The sequence below is a fragment of the Butyrivibrio proteoclasticus B316 genome (assembly GCF_000145035.1).
GTDB classification, from domain to species: Bacteria; Bacillota; Clostridia; order Lachnospirales; family Lachnospiraceae; genus Butyrivibrio; species Butyrivibrio proteoclasticus.
The window spans coordinates 1,213,950-1,226,843 of sequence record NC_014387.1 but is presented as its reverse complement, the minus strand read 5'-3'; the positions used below and the strand labels follow the sequence as shown (position 1 = coordinate 1,226,843).

The 12,894-nt window shown below is 41.4% G+C and carries 11 protein-coding genes; all 11 read right to left on the bottom strand.

Annotated features, from left to right (window positions below; translation table 11 throughout):
• Positions 1-35: 35 nt before the first annotated feature.
• The 11 genes from BPR_RS05100 to dxs all read right to left on the bottom strand — a co-directional run bounded on the left by BPR_RS05100 (position 36) and on the right by dxs (position 12,894).
• Positions 36-839 carry a hypothetical protein gene (locus tag BPR_RS05100; protein ID WP_042256591.1) on the bottom strand — a complete coding sequence of 268 codons (804 nt, stop codon included), beginning with the start codon at positions 837-839 and terminating at the stop codon, positions 36-38.
• A gap of 18 nt (positions 840-857) precedes the next feature.
• Entirely contained in the window at positions 858-1,079 is a 222-nt protein-coding gene (locus tag BPR_RS05095) for a hypothetical protein (RefSeq protein WP_013280391.1), read from the bottom strand.
• Between the two features lie 591 nt (positions 1,080-1,670).
• Positions 1,671-3,083: a 23S rRNA (uracil(1939)-C(5))-methyltransferase RlmD gene (rlmD, locus tag BPR_RS05090; protein ID WP_013280389.1), complete on the bottom strand. Its 1,413-nt coding sequence runs from the start codon at positions 3,081-3,083 to the stop codon at positions 1,671-1,673.
• 137 nt (positions 3,084-3,220) lie between these two features.
• Complete coding sequence (locus BPR_RS05085) at positions 3,221-3,484, bottom strand: hypothetical protein (protein WP_013280388.1); 264 nt, start codon at positions 3,482-3,484, stop codon at positions 3,221-3,223.
• Between the two features lie 177 nt (positions 3,485-3,661).
• Positions 3,662-6,205 carry a UvrD-helicase domain-containing protein gene (locus tag BPR_RS05080; RefSeq protein WP_013280387.1) on the bottom strand — a complete coding sequence of 848 codons (2,544 nt, stop codon included), beginning with the start codon at positions 6,203-6,205 and terminating at the stop codon, positions 3,662-3,664.
• A 52-nt stretch (positions 6,206-6,257) separates the two neighbouring features.
• Positions 6,258-6,917 carry a DUF1836 domain-containing protein gene (locus BPR_RS05075; protein ID WP_013280386.1) on the bottom strand — a complete coding sequence of 220 codons (660 nt, stop codon included), beginning with the start codon at positions 6,915-6,917 and terminating at the stop codon, positions 6,258-6,260.
• 54 nt (positions 6,918-6,971) lie between these two features.
• On the bottom strand, positions 6,972-8,660 hold the full coding sequence (gene recN, locus BPR_RS05070; RefSeq protein WP_013280385.1) for a DNA repair protein RecN: 1,689 nt from the start codon (positions 8,658-8,660) through the stop codon (positions 6,972-6,974).
• Positions 8,661-8,750: 90 nt separating this feature from the next.
• A complete protein-coding gene (locus BPR_RS05065; RefSeq protein WP_013280384.1) occupies positions 8,751-9,200 on the bottom strand; it encodes an arginine repressor in 450 nt (149 codons plus the stop codon).
• 60 nt (positions 9,201-9,260) lie between these two features.
• Positions 9,261-10,109, bottom strand: coding sequence for an NAD(+)/NADH kinase (locus tag BPR_RS05060; protein WP_013280383.1), 849 nt, complete (start codon positions 10,107-10,109; stop codon positions 9,261-9,263).
• A gap of 2 nt (positions 10,110-10,111) precedes the next feature.
• Positions 10,112-11,014, bottom strand: a complete 903-nt coding sequence (locus BPR_RS05055) for a TlyA family RNA methyltransferase (RefSeq protein ID WP_013280382.1) — start codon at positions 11,012-11,014, stop codon at positions 10,112-10,114.
• A 26-nt stretch (positions 11,015-11,040) separates the two neighbouring features.
• Entirely contained in the window at positions 11,041-12,894 is a 1,854-nt protein-coding gene (gene dxs, locus BPR_RS05050) for a 1-deoxy-D-xylulose-5-phosphate synthase (protein ID WP_013280381.1), read from the bottom strand.

Genomic DNA, 12,894 nt, shown 5'->3' with positions numbered 1-12,894 from the left:
AAGAGTCAACAGGCTTTTTATTTTTTCTCTAAGTATTATAGCAGGAAATTATCAATCATTTTCTTTATTGTTCTGTCATTGAGCACAGTGCTTGATGTCTCAAATGTAAGCATTAGTCTATCCCCGGGTATTATTCCATTATAAATATACGAATTGATCTTCCTTACTGCTTTTTCGGAGTATTTGGGATCATCCATTCTTCCATCATGCTCCCAATACATTTCTTTTCCTGTCTTGCGGCTGAGAATTGTAAAGTCCGGATATACCAATCCATAGCCTTTTAAACTGATTGGGCATTCATACTTATATTCAATTCCCCTATCGAATAAAGTATCTGCAATCAGCTTTTCTGACTTTGATCTTACCCTCTCTCCTTTTTTGGTATATATTTCAGGTATACCTTCATCAAACGCTTTTCCTGTATATGGAATTGATTTCCAATCAGCCACTTTCTGCTGCCATATCTTTTCTACAGGTGTTACCAGAGCCTGTCTATTGATGTTCATATTGGTATAGATAAGTTCAATCTCATCATCTGAGTACTCCTTACTAATAATCTGGATTTGCTTAAGTCTCCTATCTACCAATTTTTTCATCTTCTGATCATAAGACTTTTGAGCCAATGCCCTTACAAGAGACATGTTTTCTTTCTTAAGATATTCTCCTTGTTTCTGGTACTTGCCATCCTTTTCTTTGCAATGCATGTACTGAATATGTTTGCCGGATGATGTTATCCTCAGATTACCCTCAGGTATATCGATAAGCCTTTTATCTATAACTTGTTTGATTTTATTTAGTCTTTCCTCTTCTGCAATTAAGTATTTCTTTAGTCCTAACATTTCTTTCAAATTCTCCTTTTATGGTTCTTTTTTGTTTTTGATATTTCTGTATTGTTTGTTGTTGCTTTTGCTTGCTGTTGTTTTTATTGTTGTTATTTTTGCTTGCTGTTGCATTTTCTTGCTGTTACTTTTTATTGTTGTTATTTTTGCCTGCTCTTTCTTTTTATTATTGTTATTTTTGCTTGTTGTTATTTTTCTTGTTGTTTTTATGGGGAGAGTGGTATTTGTTCTAAACTTCATGCCTATATCAGAGTATGCCCAATAGGGGCAGTGCCTTTTCCAACGGTAATTCTGCCTAAATCCAGTTCATCCGCAATTCAGGCATTGCAATTTCTGTTAGCAGTTCTGCCCATATCCAGTTTCTTCACAATATAGGCATTGCATTTTTCATTGGCTGTTCTGCCTATATCCAGTTGGTTCGCAATATAGGCATTGTTTTTCAGCAGCAATTTACTGCTACCAAATGCCACTCCTGGCATATAGGCAGACACATCCCCGAATAATCAACTGCCTATACCAACAGGCTATAGAATATAGGCAGACACATCCCTGAATAATCAACTGCCACTATTGCCAAAATTGCTGAGGTAGCAGAAATCAGACCATATGAAGTTAAACTTTGGAATATCAGCAGCATTCAGATAAGTAATTATCACTGCCTATCTTTCGAATGAAAGAATAGTAGCAGTCCGCCAGACAGGCGGACTGCACATAAAATCATTAAATCGCAATTGGAACAGCTATCGCATGGCGTCCCACCACTTTTTCACAAGGAAGTTCTGCTCTCGCCCCCAAAAGCGGGGCTCGCCAGAACAACAGCGTTCTCTAAACTCAAACTTCCTTATCAGTCGTTTTCGTTAAGAGGACGACGGTTTCAACATGGCTTGTCCATGGGAATTGATCAACTGCAACGGCTCTTGTCATTACATAGCCGTTTTCCTGGAGGACTTCAAGGTCTCGGGCAAGGCTAGTTGGCTTACAGGATACATAGATCATGTACTTAACGCCGTAACCGATAATTTTCTGGAGAGCCTTGGGATTGATACCATCGCGGGGAGGATCAAGGATGATCATATCGGGCTTATCTTCGATTTCATCGAGAACCTTGAGGACATCACCGGCGATAAATTCGCAGTTATCGAGGTTGTTGAGCTTGGCATTTTCCTTGGCTGCCTCAACTGCTTCCTCTACGATCTCAACACCTATGACTTTATTGGCAACAGGTGCAAGGAGCTGAGCGATAGTGCCGGTTCCGGAATAAAGGTCATAAATTATTCCATCTTTGCTGATCTTCTTCTGGTCATATAGGCTCTTAATATAGCTTCTGACTGTCTGATAGAGAACCTCTGCACTCAGGCTGTTAGTCTGGAAAAAGGAAAATGGAGTAATTCTAAACTTAAGTCCCAACAGGTGCTCGTAAAAGAAATCCTGACCATATAGAATTTCTGTGCCTTCATCAATTACTGCATCAGCGAGGGAATCATTTTTGGTATGAAGAATACCTGTTATCCTGCCTGAAAGAGACAGGCCAAGCAGAGCGTCCTTAAAGCCTGTAAGGTCATGCTCTTCCTGAGTAGTAGTGATAATATCAACAAGGATATCTCCGGTTCTGACTGCCTTTCTGACCAGCAGGTGTCTCAAATATCCGGTCTGCTTCATCCTATGGTAAAAAGATATCTCGCCACTTGCATACATTGGAGAAAAATAGTCCAAAGTTGCTGACAAAATAGCCCTGTAATCATCATCTACAATTCTGCATCCGCTGACTGTAACAATGTCGTAAAAGCTGCCTTTCTTGTGCATTCCAAGGCACAAAGGGCCTCCCATTACCTCGTCGCCAAATGAGAATTCCATTTTATTTCTGTAAGCAAACTTAACCGGGCTTGTCTTGATTCCTTCCCAGGTAAAGCGCTCAGTCTGTCTGTCCATTGCAGGTTTGAGAAGAGCTCTTACCTGCTGCTCTTTAAGTCCAAGTTCCTTGACATATGGCATAGTAAGATAGCTGCAGCCACCGCACTTGCCAAAATGAATACATGGACTCTCTATTGAATCAGAAGGTTCTTCCAAAACTTCTACAAGTCTTCCTTCTGCTCTATCCTTCCTTACTTTCTGAATCTGTACAGAGACCTTCTGATCAGGAAGTACACCTTTTACAATTACCTTCCCTTCTTCAGTTTCAACGATTCCTTTATTAGGGAATTCAACCCTTTTTACTATTCCTTCGATTATGTCTTTCTTTTTCACTATTTTCTTACTTTCTTAATTTTAAATATTTTCCTGTGGGTACTATAACATATTCAGAGCCAAGCTTCAGATATAATCCCCCACTTGGCTCTAATAGTTCATCTTGTTCTTATAGGTTCGAATTGCAGTACCTTGAATCACTCCTTGATGAAGTCCTCATCATCAAAATCATCATCGAAATCATCAAAGTCATCGTCATAATAATCATCCTCAAAAGCAGGTGTCATATAGCGATAAACCATAAATGAGATGATAGCTACAGCTGAGCATGCACCAAGTACAGCCAGAATCCAAAGGATCACATTGGAAGGCTTCTTGGCATTAGCAGCTTCTCTTTTGTCAAGTAACTCGTTAATACGTGTCAATTCAATAATGTCGTTGATCTTAGATTGTACTTCCATGGTAACCCCTTTCTCATATAAAAATTTTACATTATTAGTATAACATATTCATTGCGCCCATTCTCAAAATTTACATTTTCTATTTCATATTCTTTTGAAATCATTCTTCTTACTAAGATTTCTATATGAAATTACCAATATCTAAATTAACGTCTGTCATATAACAGCTTTAATCTCTCACACCTTCTTGAGCTTGGCAAAAGCCGCATACATTATCTTCTGGCCACAATCATCGAAATTAACGGTAACTTTGTAGTCTCTTGGCCCCTCTTCAAGAGAAGTCACGGTTCCGATGCCATATTTAACATGTGATACTCTGTCACCTGTCTGATATTCAGGTTTAGTAGTCTGGGTTGGCATTCCCTTGGAAAGACCTGCAAGGCTTCCCTTGGTATGTGTAGCCGCAGCTCCTGAAATGTAAGGCTTATCCTTGGGCTGAGCACGTTTTATCACAGTAGTCTTAGGCGAAGCCTTGAGCTTATAGGTTGCAGAAAGCCCTGACTTTGGCGTTCCTGCACTCTTGGAGCTTCCAGAAGAACTTGCAGCGCTCCTTGCATTTGCCTGTCTGATACCCTTGGCATAAGCAGGCTTAATTCCTGAGTAGCCACCGCTTATGCTGTTATCATCATAGTCATCTGAATAGGTATTATACTTCTTGTTATATCCGGAGCTATAAGCAGAATTTCCGCCTGAGTAGCTGTCTTCTACACCCTCATACTCATCAATTGAATCGCCATCATCAAAAAGAAATGCCGGCTTCTCGCTAGATGCACCTGACTTATCCAAAAGATTATCCGGAATCTCTGTCACAAAACGGCTAAGGCGGTTGTACATAGTCTCGCCCCTTACCATCCTGCGTCTTGCTGCGCATAGAGTCAGATGCTTCTTGGCACGGGTAATTCCTACATAAGCAAGACGTCTCTCCTCCTCGATTCCCTCCGGATCAGAGTCCTCGTTCTGAAGAGTCATATAGCTTGGGAAAACACCCTCTTCCATTCCTGCCAGGTAAACATGCTCAAATTCTAGTCCCTTGGCGCTGTGAAGAGTCATGAGAAGAACCTTCTCATTATCCTCTCCTATCCTGTCTATGTCTGCAACCAGTGCTACCTCTTCCAAAAATCCTGAAAGAGTCGGCTGCTCAACTTCCTCATTCTCCTCATAAGATGCTATCTTGGAAATAAGTTCATCTACGTTCTGAGCTCTGTCATTGTCTTCGCTGTCATCATCTTCATCAAGAGTACGCAGATAATTCATATAGCCGACAGTATCAATGACGTCCTTGAGAAGGTCCTCAAGAGAGTATGTCTTCATCTTGGTCCTGAAAGCCCTGATCATTGTCACAAAATCCTTGAGTTTACCGGCACTTCTACTAACAGCCATTATCTGGTCTGCTTCGCAAAGAGCATCATAGAAGCTGATCTTTCTCTCATCGGCATAATTCTGAACATAGTCTATAGTTGTTGCTCCTATGCCTCGTTTTGGAACATTGATGATTCTTTTAACAGCTATATCATCCGAGCCGTTATCTATAGTCTTAAGATATGCCAAAAGATCTTTTATCTCGCGTCTTGAATAGAAATTAACGCCGCCAACTATATCGTAAGGTATTCCCTCATGCACAAAACGTTCTTCTATAAGTCTGGACTGCGCATTAGTCCTATACAAAACAGCGCATTCATCATAGCTTAACTTGCCATTTCTCTTGAGCTTACCTATATCACCTGCAATAAACTCTGCCTCGTCATAAGCTGTGTCAAACTGCTTTAGTTTAACAAACTCACCATTTTTTTCATCAGTCCAAAGAGCTTTATCCTTACGTCCTCTGTTGTTATGAATAACAGCATTGGCAGCATCAAGGATCTGCTGAGTTGATCTGTAGTTCTGCTCGAGCTTAATGACTGTGGCATCAGGGTATACCTTTTCAAAGTCCAGAATATTCCTGATGTTGGCTCCACGGAATCTGTAGATACTCTGATCATCATCACCTACAACGCAGAGGTTGTGGTATTTATCAGCAAGAAGCCTTATAAGCTCAAACTGAGCATTATTGGTATCCTGATACTCATCCACCATGATGTAGCGGAATCTCTCCTGATAGGAATCAAGTACTTCAGGACAGGCTTTGAAGAGTTCCACAGTCTTCATGATAAGGTCATCAAAGTCCATGGCGTTATTCTTTTTAAGAGCAGCCTGATACTCCAGGTATGCCTTGGAAATCTTGGCTTTAATAAAATCATTTTGAGTAGCAAGCGCATATTCTTCAGGTGAAACCAGATTATCCTTACACTTGGATATGCTGCTCATAATCTGCCTGAGCTTGAGCTGAGTTGTTTCCAGCTGATACTTCTTACAGATATCCTTCATGAGTGTTTTGGAATCATCAGTATCATAGATTGTAAAATTATTGCTAAATCCCAGCTTATCAGCATATCTTCTGAGAATGCGAACGCAGCTGGAATGGAAGGTTGAAACCCAGATACTCTCAGCGCCAAAGCCAACAATCTTGTCAACTCGCTCACGCATCTCACCTGCTGCCTTATTAGTGAAAGTGATAGCCATTATATTCCACGGATTAACATTGCATTCATCTATAAGGTAAGCAACTCTGTGAGTCAGTACTCTTGTCTTACCTGAACCGGCACCGGCCAAAATAAGGACAGGTCCGTCTGTCTGAAGCACAGCCTTTTTCTGCTGTGAATTAAGTGTATCGTAAATTCCCATTAAAACTTATAATTCCTTTTCTCGATCTTATTACCAATTAAACAGTATGCAGTCATGACTTTTTCTTGTCTTTTCCCTTGTCTCTTGCTTTGTCTTTAGCTTTCTGACTCTCTTTTTCTGTCACGACATTATCAAGTATCTTCTCAATCAGGAGCTTCTTGACATAGACATCATAAGATAGCTCCACGATAAAAGAGAACATCTGCATTCTCTTTTTTTCTTCATCTGAAAGGCTATCATCATCAAAGGTTTCAAGACTCCTTGCATATTTCTTTTTAAGATCCTCAATAACAGGCTCCAGTGCCTCACTCTGAAGTTCATAGGCGGTGTTATAGATCTTGCTAAGATTAAGCTCGTCATCGCTCATGTGGAATCTTTCCTTGAGCGGATCAATAAGCGTCTGTATATCGTTGATGGACAGGATATTCTTGAGGTAATAGATGAATATCAATAAAATCAGATGATCCTTGGAATACTTCTTCCTGACAGGAGGAGGTAAAAGATCATTCTTGGCGTAGTTATTGATCATGGTCTTAGTCAGGATCTTATCTGTCTCAGGGTGCCTTGTTGTCTTCTTGAGCCTCTCATCCATAAAGGTCGTGAGCTGATCCATATATAGATCTATATTTGGCATCTCATCAAGAGATATAGTATTGATCCTGCCAAGCGAAGCAATTATGCTGTTTATCAGGTCTTCATTATCAATAGTCATCTTGTTGTCCTCATGTATCAAGGGCATCATGAGTTAAAAGAGCTTTCTGCAAGATCACCCTTTGCTCTCTAATGCCATCTTCTTCATATCAAGAGCGTTCTGAATTGTAGCCTCAGTTATTTCTTCTCCTCCCAGAAGTCTGGACAGTTCTTTGGTAGAATCATCCTCAGAGAGAGAATAAATATTTGTAACTGTTCTTCCGTCGGATAAGCCCTTCTCAATCATAAAGTGCGTATCTGCCATAGCCGCGATCTGCGGTAAATGAGTAATGCAGATAATCTGATGGTCTCTTGAAAGCTCACCCAGCTTTTGAGAAACCTTCCAGGCAGTTTTGCCACTGATACCGGCATCAATTTCATCAAAAATAAGAGTGCTGATGTCGTCCTTATCTGCAACTACCGTCTTAAGAGCAAGCATTATTCTGGAAAGCTCACCACCACTTGCAATCTTCTCGAGAGGACGAAGTGCTTCCCCCGGGTTAGTGGAAATCATAAATTCCACGTCATCATAGCCCCTTGCTGTAATGTTCTCTTCATCGCTGTTTACAGCTATTTCAAACTTAACATCAAGGAAGTTAAGATCAATAAGGGCGCTTTTTAATTTCTCTCCAAGTTCTTTGGAAGCTTTTTTCCTGATCACAGAAATCTTCCTGCACAGGTCAAGAACAGTCTTTTTCTGCTCTTCAAGGTCTTTCATAAGCTTTGCTCTGTGCGCATCCAGATCCGAAAGAGCATCCAGCCTTGCCTGTTTGTCAGAGAGCTCAGCAAGCACCTTTTCTATAGTGCCGCCATATTTATCCTTGAGATGGTTGATGATATTGAGCCTGTCCTCAGTCTCTTTAAACTCCTCATCGTCAAACTCAAGATCTTTGATATATGCAGAAAGAGAATGATTAAAATCTGTTAAAAGATTCTCTACATCCGACAGCTGCGATAAAAGATCTGACAGCTCCGCGTCATAGGAAACAACTGTTGAAAGTTCCCTTACTGCCCTTCCTACAATATCAGAAGCACTCTCTTCTGATTCACCTGAGCCTGTCATGGCATAAGCAGTATAAGCCGCCTCAGAAATTTTGCGACTGTTGACCATCTTGTGATAAGCACTTTCAAGCTTCTCATCTTCGCCCACTAAAGGAGCAGCCTCTGAAATTTCATTGACTTCAAATTCCAAAAGCTCCTGCTCTCTTATCCTTGATGCCTCATCAATATTCGTTTCATCAAGGCTGTTTTGTAATTCCTTCATTTTCTGAAGGTTTTCTTTTAATTTATCAGGAAGATCACCCAATTTATCCATGCAATAATCATCAAGAATATCAAGGTGCTTCTGCTTGTGCAAAAGTTCCTGATGATCATTCTGCCCATGGATATTTATAAGAATGTTAGAGATATCTTTGAGCTGCCTTGCAGATACAGATTCCCCACATACCTTGGATACACTCCTCCCCTGCATGAGCTTTCTCTGGATAACAACTGTTCCATCCTCCTCTACAGGGATATCCATTGCTTCCAGCAGTTTTCTCTGGCTATCATTCTCAAGTCCAAAGACAAGCTCTACAAGTGCATATTCCTCCCCGGTTCTGATAAGACCGGCATCGGCTTTTCCGCCAAGCGCAAGGTTTACAGAACCAATAACTACTGATTTACCTGCGCCGGTTTCTCCAGTAAGGATATTAAGTCCTTTGGAGAACTCGATCTCCTGCTCTTTGATAAGAGCAAGATTCTTAACGTGTAAACTGTATAACATATTTCCCCATCTTTCTATAAATGAGAACCCCGTCTTGATTTATAATGAAGACTTATCTGCTGCCTTATGAATCTATGATCCATAACAGCGTCAAGCCAACATTTCCCTAAACTTCTCCATCACTTCGATGGCTTCTTCATTGGTTTTGATCACCATCATGATGGTGTCATCTCCGGCTATGCACCCAACTATCTCCGGCATATCTATTGCATCAATTGCCGCTGCAAGCGCCATTGCCATTCCGGAAACGGTCTTGATAACGAGAATGTTCTGTGCAACATCCATTTTGACAAAGCCAGCCTTAAGGACACTTACGTATTTATCCTGCATCACATCACTGTCAGCAGTTGAATAAACGTACTTTTGTCTGCCATCTTCAGTAACCTGCTTGCTGAGCTTCATCTGTCTTATATCTCTTGAAACAGTTGCCTGAGTAACATCGTACCCTTCGCCTCTGAGAAGTTCTGCAAGCTGTTCCTGAGTTTCTACCTCATATCTGGCTATAAGTTCAATTATTTTATCATGTCTGTTTTTCTTCATATACGATTACCCCCATAAAACTTAAACAACAAGAGTGTTCCATAACACTCATTCAGGTGATCATTTATCAAATTTCTTACCAAGTACCTCCAAAAAGCTTACTCTGTTAAGCCTTATTATCTTGGTAGTCTTGTCAGACCTCTCGATTTCTATCCTGTCCCCGGTATTCATATCAATCTGACCGCTTCCGTCAAAATAGGCAACGGCCTCCTGATTACTGCCGTCTCTTCCTTCCCTGATCACAACTGAAATCTTGGTATCAGCAGCCAGTACCATACTTCTGGCATTAATTGTATGCGGACAGATCGGAGTTACCAGTATCATACTGCCTGATGGCTCTACTATAGGGCCTCCGGCTGACATGCTATAGCCGGTAGAACCTGTAGGCGTAGAGATTACGATTCCATCTGCATGATAATTACATAAAAAGAGATTGTTGACATAAACATCAAAGTTTATTGTAGAAAGCGCCGAGCGCCTTGTAACGATGATATCGTTAAGGGCGTAGTCATGCTTATCACACCCGTCACCATAGAGCATCATACGATCTTCTATCTCGTAATCACCTGCAAGAAGACGACGAAGAGCATCATCAACACCACTCTTTTCAACCTCTGCAAGATAACCCAGAGTTCCAAGATTGACACCTATAAGAGGTATATCAAGGTAAGCAGCACTCCTGGCAGCCTGCAACATTGTGCCATCGCCTCCCAGAACTATGATGCACTCTGAATTCTCCGGAATATCACTAAGAAAATCTCTCTCTACCCTGTGCTCCTTGACAGCACCCGATAATTTTTCCGCAATAACACACTTCTTACCATGCTTCTCAAGGTAATCCTTGATATGCATAGTCATTTCCATTTCACGATCCTTACTGGTATTAGTAACAATGCAAAAATGATCCATAGTTATTTATCAAGACTCCCATGCGCTCTTGCAACTGTTTCTGCAATGAGCTTCTCCATTTCAGGGCTGTGTGACAGTCCCTCTTTACTCTCCTCCACGGCTTTAAGGGTTTTCTCTCCCTCAGCCTCAGACAGATCAGCAACCTTCTCGTTCATATCCGGATTCTTGCTGATGTGTATCAAATACTCTATATTTCCCTCAGGCCCCTTGATAGGTGAATAATCAAGGTGAAGAACGCTAAAGCCTGCAATATCTACAAAATCCATTATCCTGTGAACAACTTCTTCATGAACAGCAGGATCTCTGACTACGCCTTTTTTACCAACCTTTTCTTTGCCTGCTTCGAACTGTGGTTTGATAAGACATACCATCTGTCCTCCGTCCTTGAGAAGACGTCTGGCCGGCAATAATATCTTGGTAAGTGAGATAAAAGATACATCGCAGGAAGCAAAATCAAGATCATCTGCAATATCATCTCTTACCATATATCTGAAATTGGTCTTCTCCATACAGACTACTCTGGGATCACTTCTTAATTTCCAGTCAAGCTGGCCGTGACCAACATCAACCGAGTAAACCTTGGTTGCCCCGTTCTGGAGCATGCAGTCCGTAAAGCCTCCTGTAGAAGCACCAATATCCATACATATTTTATTTTCCAGAGAAAAGCCAAAATTGTTAACAGCTTTTTCAAGCTTAAGACCGCCTCTTGAAACGTAGGGAAGTGTATCGCCCCTTACTTCAAGGCTTGTTATCTTGGACTCCTCAAAGGTTGTTCCAGGCTTATCCTCTCTTTGTCCGTTTACAAATACTTCTCCGGCCATTATAAGTGTCTTGGCTTTTTCTCTTGATGGGGCAAGTCCTCTGTTAACCAACAGGACATCAAGCCTCTCTTTATCTTTTGCCATGTTATTTCCTTACTATCTTTCTATTATCATCTCTTAATTTCATCCATGATACGCATTGCAACTGATTCTGCGTCCATTCCAAGCTCTTTATATAGTTTGTCAACGCTACCGTGAGTTACAAACTTATCAGGTATTGCAATCTGCAGAACATAGGAATCAAGTCTGTTCTCGTCCACATACTGTCTGACTTTTTCTCCATAGCCGCCTGTTGCAACATTTTCTTCCATTGTAACAAAGAGTTTGTGCGTCTTACTGGCCATATGAATATACTCAGTATCAATAGGCTTAACAAATCTTGCATTTACAAGTGAACACTTTATTCCATTTTCCTTTAGTATTTCTCTTACCTTTTCTGCTGTCTTGACCATACTGCCTACTGCAAGGAGACATACATCTTTTTCCTCGTAAATAGGCTCGCACTTGCCCATAACGATAGGTGCCCTGAAATCTTCAAGGCCGTCGTAAGCAGTGCCCCTTGGATATCTGACTGCGCATGGACAGTCAAGGTCAACAGCGAACTTGAGCATATCTGACAGTTCCCATTTATTCTTGGGCGCCATGATATGCATATTTGGCATTGTAGACATGTAGGACAGGTCAAATATACCCTGATGAGTTTCACCGTCACTTCCTACAAGTCCGGCTCTGTCTATGGCAAATACCACAGGAAGATTCTGAAGGCAGACATCTTCCATTATCTGGTCATAAGCCCTTTGTAAAAAAGATGAATAAACCGCAAATACCGGTTTGTAGCCGCCAGCTGCCATTCCTGCTGCAAAAGTTACAGCGTGTTCCTCAGCAATTCCGGCATCCACAAATCTGTCAGGATACATGTTGCGGAATCTCTTAAGCCCTGTTCCGTCAGCCATTGCTGCTGTTATAGCAACGACCTTGTCATTTCTGGCTCCAAGCTTGCACATAACTGTGCTGAAAATATCCTGATAATTGGCCGTCGTTCTCGGCTTTCTAGGAAGTCCGTTTTCAATAAGGAAAGGCTCAGTACCATGGAATCTTGCAGGATGTCTCTCTGCAGGTTCAAAGCCCTTGCCCTTCTTGGTCATGACGTGGATGATAACTGCTTTTTTGACATTTCTTGCCTCTTTTATTGTCTTGACAAGACTTGCCGTATCATGACCATCAACAGGTCCCAGATAAGTAATTCCAAGGTTCTCAAATACCATTCCCGGCACAAAGAGCTGTTTAAAGCTGTTCTTGGCACGTCTGATGCTGTCAACCATCTTGGGATTAGAATTTCTGAGCTGTTCATATACATCCCATTTCAGATTCAGATAACCTTCAGCTGTGCGGACAGAATCAAGGTATTTTCTCATTCCGCCTACGCTCTCGGAAATTGACATCTCATTGTCATTGAGAATGATAATGTAGTTGGTCTCAAGCTTGGCTGCATTGTTAAGGGCCTCATATGCAAGACCGCCTGTAAGCGAGCCATCACCAATAACAGATACTACTGTGTAATCCTCACCTTTTAAATCTCTTGCCTTGACCATTCCAAGTCCGGCAGAGATAGATGTGGAGCTGTGTCCTGTGTCAAAGCAGTCAGTATCAGATTCGCATCTCTTGGGGAATCCACTCATACCGCCGTACTGACGCAAACTGTCAAACTTGTCCTTACGTCCTGTAAGGAGCTTGTGTGTATAGCACTGATGTCCTACATCCCAGATTATCTTGTCCTTGGGAAGATCAAGTGCAATATGAAGAGCCATGGTAAGCTCGACTGTTCCAAGGTTAGATGCAAGATGACCGCCTGTAACCGATAATTTATTTATTAAAAAATCTCTGATTTCCTGGGCAAGCTCCGGATACTGATTCTTGGGTATATCCTTGATGTCCCCAGTCTTATTTATCTGATCAAGAAGCAT

Bases quoted from the DNA above. Each gene is read 5' to 3' on its own strand.
- BPR_RS05100 (WP_042256591.1), bottom strand. From the start codon at position 839: ATGTTAGGACTAAAGAAATACTTAATTGCAGAAGAGGAAAGACTAAAT.
- BPR_RS05095 (WP_013280391.1), bottom strand. From the start codon at position 1,079: ATGAAGTTTAGAACAAATACCACTCTCCCCATAAAAACAACAAGAAAA.
- BPR_RS05085 (WP_013280388.1), bottom strand. From the start codon at position 3,484: ATGGAAGTACAATCTAAGATCAACGACATTATTGAATTGACACGTATT.
- BPR_RS05080 (WP_013280387.1), bottom strand. From the start codon at position 6,205: ATGGGAATTTACGATACACTTAATTCACAGCAGAAAAAGGCTGTGCTT.
- BPR_RS05075 (WP_013280386.1), bottom strand. From the start codon at position 6,917: ATGACTATTGATAATGAAGACCTGATAAACAGCATAATTGCTTCGCTT.
- recN (WP_013280385.1), bottom strand. From the start codon at position 8,660: ATGTTATACAGTTTACACGTTAAGAATCTTGCTCTTATCAAAGAGCAG.
- BPR_RS05065 (WP_013280384.1), bottom strand. From the start codon at position 9,200: ATGAAGAAAAACAGACATGATAAAATAATTGAACTTATAGCCAGATAT.
- BPR_RS05060 (WP_013280383.1), bottom strand. From the start codon at position 10,109: ATGGATCATTTTTGCATTGTTACTAATACCAGTAAGGATCGTGAAATG.
- BPR_RS05055 (WP_013280382.1), bottom strand. From the start codon at position 11,014: ATGGCAAAAGATAAAGAGAGGCTTGATGTCCTGTTGGTTAACAGAGGA.
- dxs (WP_013280381.1), bottom strand. From the start codon at position 12,894: ATGCTTCTTGATCAGATAAATAAGACTGGGGACATCAAGGATATACCC.